Below are 14,922 nucleotides of genomic sequence, written 5' to 3' on the forward strand. Positions count from 1 at the left end.
CGATCGGGTCAGCGGGCCGCGACGAACACCCGGGACGCCACCTCGCGGGGCAGGCGTACCCGGTCGCCGGAGCGGTCGATGGAGACGCCGTCGCGTTCCTGCGCCACAGTCACCGTCGCGCCCGGGTCGACACCGGCGGCGTGCAACTGCCGGAGCACGTCCGAGTCGGTCTGCACGCTCTCGCAGATGCGGCGCACCACGACCTGGCCGGACAGGCCGGGGAAGGCCAGGTTGCGCTCGCTCTCGCCGGCCTCGACCGGCGGATGGCCGGGGTCGCCTAGCTCCTCCAGGCCCGGGATCGGGTTGCCGTACGGCGAGCGGGTGGGGCGGTTGAGCAGGTCGAAGACCCGCTTCTCCACCGCGTCGCTCATCACGTGCTCCCACCGGCAGGCCTCTTCGTGGGCCTCCTCGTAGGGCATCCCGATCACGTTCACCAGCAGCAGCTCGGCGAGCCGGTGCTTGCGCATCACCGACACGGCGGTGGTGCGGCCGGCCGCCGTGAGGCTCAGGTGCCGGTCGCCCTCGACCGTGAGCAGGCCGTCCCGCTCCATCCGCGCGACGGTCTGGCTGACGGTCGGGCCGCTCTGCTTGAGCCGCTCGGCGATGCGGGCACGCAGCGGCGGCACACCCTCCTCCTCGAGTTCGAGGATGGTGCGCAGGTACATCTCGGTCGTGTCAACAAGGTCGTGCTTCACGTCAGCGGCCTCCCGGGCTCCGATGGTACCCGTTACCACCGACCATCGACGGCAGGCGAAGCCGGAGGTCGCGGCCCGGATGGTGTTGACTGGACCGCATGTCCGCCTCCGCAGACCTGCTGGTCGAGCCCGACCGGCTCGCCGCCGAACTCGATCATGCCGATCCGCCGACCCTGCTCGACGTCCGCTGGCGGCTGACCGGCCCGCCCGGCCGCGCGGACTACGCGGCCGGCCACCTGCCCGGAGCGGTCTTCGTCGACCTGGACACCGAGCTGTGCGGGCGCCCCGGCGCCGCCGGCCGGCACCCGCTGCCGGACCCGGCGGCGTTGCAGGCCGCGCTGCGGGCGGCGGGCGTCCGCGCCGGTCACCCCGTTGTGGTGTACGACGGCGGCGACGGCATGTCCGCCGCCCGGGCCTGGTGGACGCTGCGCTGGGCGGGCCACCGGCAGGTGCGGGTGCTGCACGGCGGCTACCCGGCCTGGACGGCCGCCGGCCTGCCGGTCGACATCGGCGTACCCGCCCCGGCGCCGGGCGACGTGACGGTGGCGCCGGGCGCGCTGCCGGTGCTGGACGCCGCGCGGGCCGCCCGGCTCGCCGCCGCCGAGCCCGGGGTGCTGCTCGACGTACGGGCGACGCCGCGCTACCTCGGCGAGCACGAGCCGGTCGACCCGGTCGCCGGGCACGTGCCGGGCGCCGTGAACCTGCCCGCGCCGGAGTACGTCACGCAGGGGCGGTTCCCGGACGCGGACGCGCTGCGGGAACGGTTCGCCGCCGCCGGGGTGGACGCGGGCGCGCCGGTCGGGGCGTACTGCGGCTCCGGGGTGACCGCCGCGCAGGCGGTGCTGGCGCTGCACCTGGCCGGCCGTGCGGACGCCGCGCTGTACGTCGGCTCGTGGAGCGAGTGGGTGGCCGACCCGGACCGTCCGGTCGCCACCGGCGGCACGTCCGGCCGGTGAGCGTACGTCAGGTGGGCGCACCCCGGCCCACGTGCGACGATGGCCGCATGGCCGACGACACGGTGGTGGTGTGGGACGAGGCACTCCTCACCTACGACATGGGCGACCATCCGCTCGACCCGGTCCGGGTCGAGCTGACCATGGCGCTCGCCCGCGAGCTGGGCGTGCTGGACCGGCCCGGTGTGCGGCTGGTCAAGCCCGAGCCGGCCGACGACGCGTTGCTCACCCGCGTACACGATCCGGCCTATCTGGACGCGGTGCGGGCCGCGCCGCGCGACCCGCTGTTCGCCGGGTTCGGCCTGGGCACGTCGGACAATCCGGTCTTCGACGGCATGCACGAGGCGAGCGCGCTGATCGCCGGCGCCACTGTGACCGCCGCCGAGGCGGTCTGGCGCGGCGAGGCCCGCCGCGCGGTGAACGTGGCCGGCGGGCTGCACCACGCCATGCCCGCCCGCGCCGCCGGCTTCTGCGTCTACAACGACCCGGCGGTGGCCATCGCCCGCCTGCTCGACCTCGGCGCGCAGCGGATCGCGTACGTGGACGTGGACGTGCACCACGGCGACGGCGTGCAGGAGATCTTCTACCGCGACCCGCGGGTGCTCACCATCAGCCTGCACGAGACGCCGCTCGCGCTGTTCCCCGGCACCGGCTTCCCGGACGAGACCGGCGGGCCGGGCGCGGAGGGCACCGCGGTCAACGTGCCGCTGCCGCCCGGGGTCGGCGACGCCGGCTGGCAGCGCGCGTTCCACGCGGTCGTGCCGTCGGTGCTGCGCGCGTACCGGCCGCAGGTGCTCGTCACCCAGTGCGGTGCCGACGGGCACCGCAAGGATCCGCTGGCCGACCTGCACCTGTCGGTGGACGGGCAACGGGCCACGTACCGCACGCTGCGGGCGCTCGCCGACGAACTGTGCGACGGGCGCTGGATCGCCACCGGCGGCGGCGGGTACGCGCTCGTCGAGGTGGTGCCCCGGGCCTGGACGCACCTGCTCGCGACCGCCACCGGTGAGCCGATCGACCCCGCCACGCTCACCCCGCCGGGCTGGCGGGACCTGGCCGCGCGGCGGCGACCCGGGCACGAGGTGCCGCTGCGGATGACCGACGACGTCGACCCGTCGTACCTGCCGTGGCAGCCCAGCGGCGAGCCGAACGCGGTGGACCGGGCCGTCGCGGCCACCCGCAAGGCGGTCTTCCCGCTGCTCGGGCTCGACCCGCACGACCCACGCGACTGAGCCGGCGGCAGGGGAGGACCGACCGGTGACCACCGTCGAACAACCGGTGGACGTGCTGCTCAGCGACGGCACGACCGTCCAGCTGCGACAGATCCGTCCCGAGGACGCGCCCGAGATCGTGGCCATGCACGGCCGCTTCTCCGAGCGCACCCGCTACCTGCGCTACTTCTCGCCGTACCCGCGTATTCCGGAACGCGACCTGAAGCGCTTCGTCAACGTCGACCACCGCGACCGCGAGGCGTTCGTGGTGCTCGCCGGTGAGCGGATCGTCGCCGTCGGCCGGTACGAGCGCCTCGGCCCCGCCTCGCCGGAGGCCGAGGTGGCGTTCGTGGTCGAGGACGCCTACCAGGGCCGGGGCATCGGCTCGGTGCTGCTGGAGCACCTGGCCGACGCGGCCGGGCGCAACGGCATCGTGCACTTCGTCGCGGAGGTGCTGCCCGCGAACGGCACCATGCTGCGGGTCTTCGCCGACTTCGGCTACCAGGTCCAGCGCCAGTACGCCGACGGCGTGGTGCACCTGACCTTCCCGATCGCGCCGACCGAGGCGACCCTCGAGGTGCAGCGCGGCCGGGAGCACCGCACCGAGGCCCGCTCGATCGCCCGGCTGCTCGCGCCGCGCGGCATCGCCGTCTACGGCGCCAGCACCACCGGCCAGGGCGTCGGCGCGGCGCTGCTCGGGCACCTGCGCGACGGCGGGTTCACCGGCGCGATCGTGCCGGTGCACCCGAGCGCGGCGACGGTGGCGGGGCTGCCCGCGTACCCGTCGGCGGCCGACGCCGGCCAGGACGTCGACCTGGCCGTGGTGGCGGTCCCGCCGGACGCGGTGACCGACGTGGTCCGCGACGCCGCACGCGCGGGCGCGCACGGGCTGGTGGTGATCTCGGCCGGGTTCGCCGAGTCCGGGCCGGCCGGCGCGGCGGCGCAGCGCGCGCTGGTCCGCGCCGCGCACCTGGCCGGCATGCGGGTGGTCGGACCGAACTGCCTCGGCGTCGCCAACACCGACCCGGCGGTACGCCTCAACGCCACGCTCGCTCCGGTGCTGCCCGCGGCGGGGCGGGTCGGCGTGTTCAGCCAGTCCGGCGCGTTCGGGGTGGCGCTGCTCGCCGAGGCGTCCCGCCGTGGGCTCGGCCTGTCCAGCTTCGTGTCGGCCGGCAACCGGGCCGACGTGTCCGGCAACGACCTGCTCCAGTACTGGCAGGACGACCCGGCCACCGACGTCATCACGCTCTACCTGGAGACGTTCGGCAACCCGCGCAAGTTCGCCCGGCTGGCCCGGCGCATCGGCCGCAGCAAACCGGTGGTGGCGCTCGCCTCGCTGGCCCGGCCGCCGGGCGTGGGGGAGGCGCCCGCGCTGGACGCGGCGGCGGTGAGCGCGTTGTTCGCCCAGTCCGGCGTGATCCGTGTGGACACCGTGTCCGAGCTGCTCGACGTCGGTGTGCTGCTGGCCCACCAGCCGTTGCCGGCCGGGCGGCGGGTCGCGGTGGTGGGCAACTCCTCGGCGCTGACCGGGCTGGCCGCGACCGCCTGCGCGGCGCAGGGACTGACAGTTGCCGACGGGTACCCGCAGGACGTCGGGCCGAGCGCCGGTGCAGCCGCGTACGCCGCCGCGCTCGGAGACGCCGTGGCCGACGAGCGGGTGGACGCCGTGGTGGCGGTGTTCGCGCCGCCGCTGCCGGGGCAGCTCGCCGACCCGGTGGCCGACTTCGCGGCGGCGCTGCCCGACGCGCGGTTCACCGGCAAGCCGGTGGTGGCGACGTTCCTCGCCGGACTGGTGCCGGCCGGGGTGCCCGCGTACCCGAGCGTCGAGGAGGCGGTGCGCGCGCTGGGCCGGGTCACCGCGTACGCGGACTGGCTGCGGCGGCCACCGGGCGTGCTGCCGGAACTGGCCGACGTGGACCGGGCGGCCGGGCACGCCGCGCTGCGCCCCGACGGGGCCGACGCGGCGGCGCTGCTGCGGGCGTACGGGATCGACGTGGTGGAGTCGGTCCCGGCGACGACGACGGAGGAGGCGCTGGCCGCCGCCGAGCGGCTCGGCTGGCCGGTGGCGCTCAAGGCCGCCGAGCCCGGATTGCGGCACCGCCTCGACCTGGGCGCGGTACGCCTCGACCTGGCCGACGCCGCCGCGCTGCGCCGCGCGTACGCCGAGATGGCGCCGGTGTTCGGCGCGGAAGTGCTGGTCCAGCCGATGGTCGCGCCCGGCGTGGCGTGCGTGGTGGAGCTGGTGGAGGATCCGGCGTTCGGGCCGGTGGTCGGGTTCGGGCTCGGCGGCGTGGCCACCGAGCTGCTCGGCGACCGGGCCTGGCGGGCGGTGCCGCTGACCGACCGGGACGCCGCCGAGCTGGTCGACGAGCCCCGGGCCGCGCCGCTGCTGCACGGGCACCGGGGCGCCGCACCGGTGGACCGGGCGGCCCTGGTCGACCTGCTGGTGCGGGTCGGGCGGCTCGCCGACGAGCAGCCGCGGGTGCGGTCGCTCACGCTCAACCCGGTGCTGGCCCGGCCGGACGGCATCTCGGTGCTGCACGCCACTGTGCGCACCGGCGCGGAGGTCGCCCGCCCGGACACCGGCCCCCGCCGCTTGTAAGGAAGGGCCCCTTCTTAACGCCTCAGGTAGAGAAAGGGCCCCTTCTTAACAGCGCCCAGCCGGCCGCGCGCGCCGCAGCGCTCAGCCGCGGGCGGAGATCTGCTGCACCGCCCACTCGTTGCCGTCCGGGTCGCGGAGGAAGACGAAGCCGACGTTGTCCAGCGGATGCGGCACCGGACGCGGGTTCTCGCCGAGCACCTGGATCTCGCTCACGTCGACGCCCCGCTCGACCAGCTCGGCGTGCGCCCGTTCCAGGTCGGCCACGACGAGTTGCAGGCCCTTGAGTGAGCCCGGCGGCATCTCCGGTACGACGCCCCGGCCGAGCACTATCGAGCAGCCGGAGCCCGGGGGTGTGAGTTGGACGATCCGCCCCGCGCCGCCCAGATCCGTGTCGTGGTCGACGGCGAAGCCGAGCCGTTCGGCGTAGAACTCCTTGGCCCGGTCCACGTCGGAGACCGGTACGACCACCACTTCCAGCGTCCAGTTCACGATGTCGCTCCTGTCTTCGCAACGGTGTGCAGCACGGCGGTGAGCCGGTCGAACGCCTCGCTCACGCCGCGGGTCATCGGGTAGCGCAGGACCGTGTCGCGGCCCTGCGTGGTGGCGTACCGCAGGTGGGTGACGACTGTGGTCCGGCTCGCCGAGCCGGTGAAGTCGTGGCGCACGAGCGTCTCGCCCGGGTAGGACTGGTCGTCGAAGAGTTCGGTGCAGACCAGGCGCGCCGGCACGTCGATCTCCCGGTACGTGCCGCCCTGAGCCATCAGGTCGCCGTCCGGTCCGCGGGAGACGAACTGCCAGCGCCCGCCTACCCGCAGGTCCACCTCGCACTCGACGAGGTGCCAGCCGCGCGCGCCCCACCAGCGCATCAGCAGCTCGGGGCGGGTGAAGGCGGCGAACACGAGGTGCCGGGGTGCGGCGAAGTCGCGGCTGAGCCGGATCTCCCGGTCGCCGTGCAGGGTCACGGCCAGGCCGTTCACCGCTGCTCCTCGGCGGTCAGTTCGGCGAGCACCTCGTCCAGGCGCGCGTAGCTCTCGGCCCAGTAGTCCCGGTAGTCCGCCAGCCACGCGACGGCCTCCCGCAGCGGCCGGGCGTCGAGCCGGCAGGGGCGGCGCTGCGCGTCCCGGCCCCGGGTGACCAGGCCGGCGCGTTCGAGCACCTTGAGGTGCTTGGAGACGGCCGGCTGGCTCATCGCGAACGGCTCGGCCAGCTCGGTGACTGTGGCCTCGCCGGCGGCCAGCCGGGCGAGGATGGCCCGCCGGGTGGGGTCGGCGAGCGCGGCGAAGGTGGCGTCGAGCAGATCGGGGGGCACGTTCATAACCTCCTGGTTGTGTAACCAGTCGGTTCTATACGCTGGGAGCGCCCCGGGTCAAGCGCGACAGGCCCCGGCGAACCGCCGGGGCCTGTCGAGGCAGGGGTGGATCAGCAGGCGTACGCCTCCAGCCGGTTCGCCCGCTCCGGGTCGCGCAGCTTCAGCAGCGTCACCTTCTCGATCTGCCGGATCCGCTCCCGGGACAGCCCGAACTCGCGGCCCACCTCGTCCAGCGTGCGCTGCCGGCCGTCGTCCAGGCCGAAGCGCAGCCGGATCACCGCCTGCTCCCGCTGGGACAGCGTGGCCAGCACGATCCGGACCTCGTTGCGCAGCTCGCCGTTGGTGGCGGCGTCACCGGGCTCGGTACGCGGGTCGACGGCGGCGACGAAGTCGCCGAGCGCGCTCTCGCCGTCCTCGCCGACGGCCTGGTCCAGGCTGACCGGCTCCCGGTCGTAGGAGATCAGCTCGATCACCTGGAACTCGGGGATCTCCAGCGCCTTGGCCACCTCGCTCACTGTGGGCTCGCGACCCAGCGACACCGACAGCTCGCGGCGCACCCGGACCATCCGGTTGACCTGCTCGACCATGTGCACCGGGATGCGGATGGTGCGGGCCTGGTCGGCCATGGCGCGGGTGATGGCCTGGCGGATCCACCAGGTGGCGTAGGTGGAGAACTTGTAGCCCTTGGTGTAGTCGAACTTCTCGACGGCGCGGATGAGGCCGAGGTTGCCTTCCTGGATGAGGTCGAGGAAGGCCATGCCGCGTCCGGTGTAGCGCTTGGCGATGCTCACCACCAGCCGCAGGTTCGCCTCCAGCAGGTGGTCCTTGGCGGCGCGGCCCTCGGCCGCGATCAGCGCCAGGTCCGCGCGCAGCTCGGCGGAGACGGGGGTGCAGGTGGACAGCTTCTCCTCGGCGAAGAGGCCGGCCTCGATCCGCTTGCTCAGCTCGACCTCCTGCGCCGCGGTGAGCAGCTTGGTGCGGCCGATGCCGTTCAGGTACGCCCGGACCAGGTCGGTGGAGACGCCGCGCTCGTCGGTGGCGTCGAGGTCCGTGAGGGTGACGTCCATGTCCTGGTGCTCGATCATCTGCTGGGTCATCTCTGTTCTCCCCGTGTCCGACGTGCCTACCGGTCCCGTGCCGCCCAGGCGGTGCTGGCCGATGACAAACAGCTTGGCGGTCGGGGCGTGAGACGGGAGTGAGGCGATCGGGGAACCGACAGGAATCCGGTGTGGAATGCGGCCTCCGCTTGCCCGGCGCGGTTACCGTGCCAGCGACCGGCCGTCGGGGCCGGACCCGGAACTGACGATCGGAGAACGTGGTGGTCTTCAAGCGGCTCATGCAGGCGATGGGTGTGGGCGGACCGTCGGTGGAGACGGTGCTGGCCAACCCGAACTGTCGCCCGGGCGGCGTCCTGGAGGGCCGGATCCAGGTGGTCGGCGGCGACCACCCGGTGGACGTCAGCTACGTCGCGCTCGGTCTGGTCACCCGGGTCGAGGTGGAGAGCTCCGACTCCGAGTACGACGTCAACCAGGAGTTCGGCCGGGCCCAGATGACCGGCCCGTTCCGGCTGGAGCCGGGGCAGCGTCACGACGTGCCGTTCCGCTACCAGGTGCCCTGGGAGACGCCGCTCACCGACCTGTACGGCCAGCACCTGCACGGCATGACCATGGGCCTGCGTACCGAGCTGGAGGTGGCCCGGGCGGTGGACAAGGGCGACATGGACGCCGTGTCGGTGCACCCGCTGCCCGCCCACGAGCGGCTGCTGGAGGCGCTGCTGCGGCTGGGCTTCCGCTTCGCGCGCGCTGACGTCGAGCGCGGGCACATCTACGGCGTACGCCAGCAGCTGCCCTTCTACCAGGAGATCGAGTTCTACCCGGCGCCGCAGTACGCGGGCGCGATGAACCAGCTGGAGGTCACCTTCGTCACCGACCCGCAGCAGGTGCACGTGGTGCTGGAGCTGGACAAGCGGGGCGGCCTGTTCACCGAGGGCCGCGACGCGTTCGGCCGGTTCACCGTGGACCACGCCACGGCGGACCGTACCGACTGGGCCGCCCATCTCGACGGCTGGCTGCGGCAGTCGCTGTCCCGCCGCGGGCTGTTCTCCTAGTCCGCCTCAGAGGTCGAGCACGAGGGTCCGGGGACCGACGTTGACGCTCTCCACGAGCATGTGGGCGCGGAAGCGGCCGGTCTCCACCTTCGCGCCCCGGGCGCGCAACTGCTCGACCACGGCGTCCACCAGAGGTTCGGCCACCTCGGCGGGCGCCGCGGCGGTCCAGCTCGGCCGCCGGCCCTTGCGCGCGTCGCCGTAGAGCGTGAACTGGCTGACCACCAGCAGCGGCGCGCCGACGTCGGCGGCGCTGCGCTCGTCGTCGAGGATGCGCAGCTCGTGCAGCTTGCGGGCCATGGTGGCGGCCACCTGCGGGGTGTCGGTGTGGGTGACGCCGAGCAGCACCAGCAGGCCGTCGGTGATCTCACCGGTCACCTCGTCGTCGACTGTCACCCGGGCCCGGCCGACCGTCTGCACCACCGCCCGCATCAGCCGGTCACCGGCTCGACGATGCCGCGCTCGACCAGGTGCGCCACGATCGGCCCGGCCGCCTCGGCCAGTTCGTCCGGCGTCACGTCGTGCGCGGCGGCCAGCAGGGCGAGCTGGTCGCGCAGCGGCAGCCGGCCGTCGGCGCCGCCGACCAGGGCGAGTACCAGCGGGTCGATCTCCTCCGACCAGCGCAGCCCGCGCGGCATGGCCAGGACCTGCCGGTCCACCGCCCAGCCGTCGTCGCCCATGGTGGCCTCCTGCCGTAGCTGGAGCCCTTCGGCGGCGCGGTAGCGGGCGGCGAGCAGGCCCTCGGTGTCCCGGGCGCGCAGCCAGTCCTGGCGGGTGAACCACTCGCCGATCCGGTCGCCGAGCGGCGGCTCGACCCGCTGGCGCAGGTCCTCCACCCGGACGATCGGCTGCTCGTGGCCGGAGCGGCGCAGCGAGACGATGCCGAAGCCGATCGCCTCGACCTTGTGCGCGTCGAACCAGTCCAGCCAGGACGCCATCCGCTGCGGGTCGGCGCTCTCGCCGACGTCGGTCAGCCAGAGGTTCACGTACGCCATCGGGTCGGCCACCTCACGCTGGATGACCCACGCGTCCAGGCCGGTGCCGGCGAACCAGCCGGTGACCCGCTCGGCCCAGTCCTCGCCGGTGACGTGCACCCAGTTCGCCAGGTACTGCATGGTGCCGCCCTCGGTGAGCAGGTCCGGCGCGGCGGCGGCCAGCTCCGCGCCGATCGCGTCGCCGACCCGCCCGGAGTCGCGGTAGACGTGCGTGGTGGTGCCCGGCCCGACCACGAACGGCGGGTTGCTGACCACCAGGTCGAAGCGGCGTCCGGCCACCGGGGCGACCATGTCGCCGCGCAGCAGCTCCCAGTCCTGCCCGTTGAGGGCGGCGGTGGTGGCGGCGAAGCGCAGCGCCCGCTCGGAGACGTCGGTGGCGGTGACCCGGCGGGCGTGGGTGCCCAGGTGCAGCGCCTGCACGCCGGAGCCGGTGCCGAGGTCGAGCGCGGTGTCCACGGTCGGGCGTACCGCCGCCGAGATCAGCGTCTGGGTGGCGCCGCCGATGCCCAGCACGTGCTCGGCGTGCAGCGGCCGGCCGGGCCGGGCGCTGGCGGGCACGTCGGCGAGCACCCACCAGTCGTCGCCGTACGGTTCCAGGTCGACCCCGGCGCGCAGCCCGTCGCCGTGCCGCTCGACGATGCCCCCGGCGAGCGCCTCGTCCACCGTCAGCGGGGCCAGCGCGGCGGCCACCGCCGCCTCCGGCTCGGTCTGGTCGCAGATGAAGACGCGGATCAGCGTGGCCAGCCGGTCCCGGTCCTCGGTGGCGCGCAGCGCGGCCCGGTGGTCGTTGCGGGCCACCGCGCCGGTGGCCCGCGGGCCCAGCCGGTCGGCGATGCCGTTGGCGGTGAAGCGGGCAAGCGTGAGCGCGGTGCGCAGCGCGTCGACCCCGGCGGGGGAGAGCAGCATGTCGTGACGGTTCACGTGCTCATCCTGCCTCGGGCGTCGTCCGCCGTGACGCGCACCCGCCGATCCATAACGTGGACCGCATCTATCGGCAGCTATCTCTTTTATGTGTGTCGATCTATGGCTAGCATTCCTGCCAACATCCGTCGATGGGGTGATCCGGGCACAAACCGGGCCGCCCCGGTAGGGAGTCCAGACGATGCCCGACGTGTCCCTTCCCCGGCGGCGCGCGCTGCGTGCGCTCGCCGTCACGGCCGCCGCCGCGGCCTTCGCCGCCGCCGCCTCCACGCCCGCTCTCGCCGCGCCCACCGGGGAGGTCCGGTACGCCGGTGCCGCCGACGCCGTCAGCGGCAGCTACGTGGTCGTGCTCAAGGGCGACGCGGTCGGCACCGCGAACACCCTCGCCGCCCGTACCGCCGTGCCGGACCGGGCTGCCGGCCTGGCCAAGCGTTACGGCGGCAACGTCGGCACGGTGTGGAGCTCCGCTCTCACCGGGTACAGCGCGAAGATGACCCCCGCCCAGGCGCGCCGGCTCGCGGCCGACCCGGCCGTCGCGTACGTCGAGCAGGACCGCGTCATGACCACCCAGGGCACCCAGACCGGGGCCACCTGGGGCCTGGACCGGATCGACCAGCGCAACCTGCCGCTGAACAGCACCTTCACCTACCCGAACACCGCCAGCAACGTGCGCGCCTACATCATCGACACGGGCATCCGCACCACGCACAGCGACTTCGGCGGCCGGGCCACCTGGGGCACCAACACGGTCGACACCAACAACACCGACTGCAACGGCCACGGCACCCACGTCGCCGGCACGGTCGGCGGCACCAAGTACGGCGTGGCCAAGAGCGTGCGCCTGGTGGCCGTCAAGGTGCTCAACTGCTCCGGTAGCGGCACCACCGCCGGTGTGATCAGCGGCGTCAACTGGGTCACCTCGAACGCGGTGAAGCCGGCCGTGGCCAACATGAGCCTCGGCGGTGGCGCCAGCACCACGCTGGACAACGCGGTGGCCAACTCGATCAACTCCGGCATCACGTACGCGCTCGCGGCCGGCAACTCCAGCGCCAACGCGTGCAACTCGTCGCCGGCCCGGGTCGCCGCGGCGATCACGGTGGGCGCCACCACCAGCACCGACGCCCGTGCCTCCTACTCCAACTACGGCTCCTGCGTGGACATCTTCGCCCCGGGCTCGTCGATCACCTCGGCGTGGCGGACCAGCGACACCGCCACCAACTCGATCAGCGGCACCTCGATGGCGTCCCCGCACGTGGCCGGCGCGGCGGCGCTCGTGCTGTCCGCGAACACCTCCTACACCCCGGCTCAGGTGGCCAGCTACCTGACCAGCAACGCCACCACCGGCAAGGTGACCAGCCCGGGCTCGGGCTCGCCGAACCGGCTGCTCTTCGTCGTCAACTGACGACACGGGTGACCTGACCGAACAGTGGGCCGCGGCCCGGTGGACCTCCCAGGGGTCCGCCGGGCCGCGGCACGTCGTCGGGGAGTCGGCACCCCCGACCGCCGGGCGGGACGGCACTATGGTCCTCATGACGCTCTCCCTGCCCATCGACCCGCAGGCCAACGAGCTGCTGGCGCGCAGCCCGCTGGCCCTGCTCCTCGGCATGGTGCTCGACCAGCAGGTGCCGATGGAGAAGGCGTTCTCCTCCCCGTACGTGCTGGCGCAGCGGCTCGGTCACGAGCCGGACGCCGCCGAACTGGCCGGGTACGACCCGGAGGCGCTCGTGGAGCTCTTCGCCCGGCCGCCGGCGCTGCACCGCTTCCCGAAGGCGATGGCGGCCCGCGTGCAGGAGGTGTGCCGGACGCTCGTCGAGCGGTACGACGGCGACCCGGCCCGGCTCTGGTCGGACGTGGCCGACGGGCGGGAGCTGTTGCGCCGGGTCGGCGAGCTGCCCGGGTTCGGCCGGCAGAAGGCGCAGATCTTCGTCGCGCTGCTCGGGAAGCGGTTCGGGATCACGCCGGACGGCTGGCGCGAGGCGGCCGGCGACTACGGCGACGCGGACGCCCACCGGTCGGTAGCGGACGTGACCGATCCGGAGTCGCTGCGCCGGGTACGCGAGTTCAAGCAGCGGATGAAGGCGGAGGCGAAGGCCGCGAAGGGCTGATCCGCGGCCCGCCGCCGCAACCGGCCCGCCGCCCCTGTCGTTTGTTGCCAGGACGGGGGACGGGGGCGACGATGGCCGAGCAGCGGGGTGGGGCGCTGCTGCGTACCGCGTCCAGCCCTGGCCGGGCCACCTTCCTGGAGCTCTTCTTCGACCTGGTCTTCGTGTTCGCGCTGACCCGGGTCTCGCAGCGCCTGATCGACGGCATCAACGGCTCGGCCGGTGCGGTGGCCGCCGACGTGGGCAAGACCCTGCTGCTGTTCATGGTGCTGTGGCAGGTCTGGACGATCACCACCTGGGTCACCAGCCGCTACGAGCCGGAGCGCGTCGTCATCCAGGCGGTGGTGGTCGGCACCATGTTCGGCAGCCTGGTGCTGGGCGTGACGCTGCCCCGCGCGCTGGAGGAGCGGGCGTTGCCGTTCGCGCTGGCGTACGTGGTGGTGATGGTCGGCCGGCCGCTGGTGATCGCGGCGGCGTTGCGCGGGCACCCGCGCCGCCTGGTCCCGGTGCGGCTGGCCGCCTGGGCGGCGGCCAGCGCCCCGCTGTGGCTCGCCGGCGCGCTGATGCCCGGCCCGCGCCTGGCGCTCTGGGTGGTCGCGCTGGCGGTGGACCACCTCGGCACGCTCCTGGGCTGGCCGCTGCCGGGGCTCGGGGCGTCGCGCCTCCGGCAGTGGCGCGTGACCGGGGAGCACCTCGCCGAGCGCTACCAGCAGATCTTCCTCATCGCGCTTGGCGAGTCGATCCTGGTCATCGGCGTGACCTACAGCGGGAAGGAGTTCTCCGGCGAGGCGGCCGCGGCGTTCGCGATCTCGTTCCTGATCACCGCGTTGCTCTGGCGCATCTACTTCCACCGGGCCGGTCACCTGCTGGCCGAGGCGTTGCGGACGGCCGGCACGCCGGGACGGCTGGCCGAGTCCGCGGCGCAGACCCATCTGTTCATGGTGCTCGGCGTGCTCAGCGCGGCGGCCGGTTACGAGCTGGTCATCGCGCACCCGTTCGACCCGTCCCGGCCGAACTGGCTGGTCTTCGTGGTGGGCGGCCCGGCGCTCTTCCTGGCCGCCCGCTCCCGGTTCGAGTACGAGATCTTCGGCCGGGTGTCCCGCTCCCGGCTGGCCGGGCTGCTGGCCCTGGTGCTGCTCCTGCCCGCGTTCGCGACCATGCCGGCGATGCTGGCGCTCGGCGCGGTGGCCGTCGTGCTGGCGCTCGTCGCGTTCGCCGACGCCCGCCGGGCCTGGCACCGCCCACCGGAGCACTCCGCCTCGCCGCTCGGCCGGGAGACGCTCGGCGAGGCCGGCCCTGAGGCGTGAGCCGTCAGGCGGCGGTCGGGCGGGACAGCGACGCCAGCGCGCGGCGCACGTCGGCCAGTGAGACGGTGGCCGAGTCGTCCAGGTCGGCCAGGCCGGCCTCGATCCACTGCCGCATCAGCGTGGTCACTCCGATGCCGCGCGCGTCGGCGGCGGCGCGGACCCGCTCGTACGTCTCCAGCGGCAGCCGGACCGACCGGCTCACCATCGGCACGTCGGTGTCGGGGGTGGGCAGTTGCGCCGGTGACGTGTCGTCGATCAGGTCGGCGAACGTGTCGCCCCCGGCGTGGAACCGCTTGGTCGCCTCGTCACGGTGCATGGTGACCGCCTCCTCGTCGGTGTGAGTTCCGCACCGCCTCGTCGTAGCGCTTGGCCTCGACGTCGCTCAGTTCGCGGGCGGAGAGGATGTCCCAGTCGTTGTCGGTGCCCTCGGCCTCGGCCAGCAGCACGGCGAGCCGCCGGCCCCGATGGTCGGTCGCGTAGACCACCATCACGTCGTCACCGAGGTGCCGGATGACCCGGTGCCTGCTGTGCAGGGCCTCCCAGACTTCCCCGGGTGTGACGTCGTAGACCCGCAGGTTCGCCAGCGCCTCGTCGGTGAAGCTGAACCGGTTGGCCACCGCCGAAGCGTACCACGAACGTAACACGCGACCGGTCGTCACGAATTTCGCCGATCATCCGTCCGGAGTGACAGGATGAGGCGTATCCCCTCGTAGGAGGTCCGTG

At 73.9% G+C, this 14,922-nt stretch carries 16 protein-coding genes; 7 read left to right on the forward strand and 9 right to left on the reverse strand.

Annotation, left to right across the window (positions count from 1 at the left end):
- Positions 1 to 8: 8 nt before the first annotated feature.
- Positions 9 to 695 carry a metal-dependent transcriptional regulator gene (locus MicB006_RS07900; RefSeq protein WP_116504919.1) on the reverse strand — a complete coding sequence of 229 codons (687 nt, stop codon included), beginning with the start codon at positions 693 to 695 and terminating at the stop codon, positions 9 to 11.
- 98 nt (positions 696 to 793) lie between these two features.
- Between MicB006_RS07900 and MicB006_RS07905 the strand changes: the two genes are divergently transcribed.
- The 3 genes from MicB006_RS07905 to MicB006_RS07915 are packed head-to-tail and all read left to right on the forward strand — an operon-like array spanning position 794 to position 5,461.
- On the forward strand, positions 794 to 1,651 hold the full coding sequence (locus MicB006_RS07905; protein WP_116504920.1) for a sulfurtransferase: 858 nt from the start codon (positions 794 to 796) through the stop codon (positions 1,649 to 1,651).
- A 47-nt stretch (positions 1,652 to 1,698) separates the two neighbouring features.
- Positions 1,699 to 2,880 carry an acetoin utilization protein AcuC gene (locus MicB006_RS07910; RefSeq protein WP_116504922.1) on the forward strand — a complete coding sequence of 394 codons (1,182 nt, stop codon included), beginning with the start codon at positions 1,699 to 1,701 and terminating at the stop codon, positions 2,878 to 2,880.
- Between the two features lie 25 nt (positions 2,881 to 2,905).
- Positions 2,906 to 5,461, forward strand: a complete 2,556-nt coding sequence (locus tag MicB006_RS07915) for a bifunctional GNAT family N-acetyltransferase/acetate--CoA ligase family protein (protein WP_116504924.1) — start codon at positions 2,906 to 2,908, stop codon at positions 5,459 to 5,461.
- A gap of 81 nt (positions 5,462 to 5,542) precedes the next feature.
- On the opposite strand, the gene MicB006_RS07920 is transcribed toward MicB006_RS07915, so the two are convergent.
- The 4 genes from MicB006_RS07920 to sigB all read right to left on the reverse strand — a co-directional run bounded on the left by MicB006_RS07920 (position 5,543) and on the right by sigB (position 7,867).
- Positions 5,543 to 5,950 (reverse strand): VOC family protein, encoded by a 408-nt coding sequence (locus tag MicB006_RS07920; RefSeq protein WP_116504926.1) that lies wholly within the window; start codon positions 5,948 to 5,950, stop codon positions 5,543 to 5,545.
- Positions 5,947 to 6,438: an SRPBCC family protein gene (locus MicB006_RS07925; RefSeq protein WP_116504928.1), complete on the reverse strand. Its 492-nt coding sequence runs from the start codon at positions 6,436 to 6,438 to the stop codon at positions 5,947 to 5,949. The genes MicB006_RS07920 and MicB006_RS07925 overlap by 4 nt, the downstream gene beginning before the upstream one ends.
- The gene (locus MicB006_RS07930; protein ID WP_030502962.1) at positions 6,435 to 6,770 is read right to left on the reverse strand and encodes a metalloregulator ArsR/SmtB family transcription factor; all 336 of its coding nucleotides are present in this window, start codon (positions 6,768 to 6,770) and stop codon (positions 6,435 to 6,437) included. Before MicB006_RS07930 ends, MicB006_RS07925 begins: the two co-directional genes overlap by 4 nt.
- Positions 6,771 to 6,880: 110 nt before the next feature.
- A complete protein-coding gene (gene sigB, locus MicB006_RS07935; RefSeq protein ID WP_116504930.1) occupies positions 6,881 to 7,867 on the reverse strand; it encodes an RNA polymerase sigma factor SigB in 987 nt (328 codons plus the stop codon).
- Between the two features lie 221 nt (positions 7,868 to 8,088).
- Here sigB and MicB006_RS07940 point away from each other — a divergent pair, with 221 nt between their 5' ends.
- Positions 8,089 to 8,877 carry a sporulation protein gene (locus tag MicB006_RS07940; RefSeq protein ID WP_116511248.1) on the forward strand — a complete coding sequence of 263 codons (789 nt, stop codon included), beginning with the start codon at positions 8,089 to 8,091 and terminating at the stop codon, positions 8,875 to 8,877.
- A gap of 6 nt (positions 8,878 to 8,883) precedes the next feature.
- Here the strand turns inward: MicB006_RS07940 and dtd are convergent, their stop codons facing one another.
- Together dtd and MicB006_RS07950 are read right to left on the reverse strand one after the other, a co-directional pair.
- On the reverse strand, positions 8,884 to 9,306 hold the full coding sequence (gene dtd / locus MicB006_RS07945; RefSeq protein WP_069089362.1) for a D-aminoacyl-tRNA deacylase: 423 nt from the start codon (positions 9,304 to 9,306) through the stop codon (positions 8,884 to 8,886).
- On the reverse strand, positions 9,306 to 10,790 hold the full coding sequence (locus MicB006_RS07950) for a methyltransferase (RefSeq protein WP_192900202.1): 1,485 nt from the start codon (positions 10,788 to 10,790) through the stop codon (positions 9,306 to 9,308). The genes dtd and MicB006_RS07950 overlap by 1 nt, the downstream gene beginning before the upstream one ends.
- A 181-nt stretch (positions 10,791 to 10,971) precedes the next feature.
- On the opposite strand from MicB006_RS07950, the gene MicB006_RS07955 reads away from it, so the two are divergent.
- The 3 genes from MicB006_RS07955 to MicB006_RS07965 all read left to right on the forward strand — a co-directional run bounded on the left by MicB006_RS07955 (position 10,972) and on the right by MicB006_RS07965 (position 14,199).
- Entirely contained in the window at positions 10,972 to 12,192 is a 1,221-nt protein-coding gene (locus tag MicB006_RS07955; protein ID WP_116504932.1) for a S8 family peptidase, read from the forward strand.
- Between the two features lie 118 nt (positions 12,193 to 12,310).
- Positions 12,311 to 12,895 (forward strand): HhH-GPD-type base excision DNA repair protein, encoded by a 585-nt coding sequence (locus MicB006_RS07960; protein WP_116504934.1) that lies wholly within the window; start codon positions 12,311 to 12,313, stop codon positions 12,893 to 12,895.
- A gap of 71 nt (positions 12,896 to 12,966) precedes the next feature.
- Positions 12,967 to 14,199 carry a low temperature requirement protein A gene (locus MicB006_RS07965; RefSeq protein ID WP_116504935.1) on the forward strand — a complete coding sequence of 411 codons (1,233 nt, stop codon included), beginning with the start codon at positions 12,967 to 12,969 and terminating at the stop codon, positions 14,197 to 14,199.
- Between the two features lie 4 nt (positions 14,200 to 14,203).
- On the opposite strand, the gene MicB006_RS07970 is transcribed toward MicB006_RS07965, so the two are convergent.
- Together MicB006_RS07970 and MicB006_RS07975 are read right to left on the reverse strand one after the other, a co-directional pair.
- Positions 14,204 to 14,515, reverse strand: coding sequence for a hypothetical protein (locus MicB006_RS07970; RefSeq protein WP_030502972.1), 312 nt, complete (start codon positions 14,513 to 14,515; stop codon positions 14,204 to 14,206).
- Entirely contained in the window at positions 14,505 to 14,816 is a 312-nt protein-coding gene (locus tag MicB006_RS07975; protein ID WP_225980676.1) for a hypothetical protein, read from the reverse strand. The genes MicB006_RS07970 and MicB006_RS07975 overlap by 11 nt, the downstream gene beginning before the upstream one ends.
- Positions 14,817 to 14,922 lie beyond the last annotated feature (106 nt).

It is taken from the genome of Micromonospora sp. B006, assembly GCF_003408515.1.
GTDB lineage: Bacteria > Actinomycetota > Actinomycetes > Mycobacteriales > Micromonosporaceae > Micromonospora > Micromonospora echinospora_A.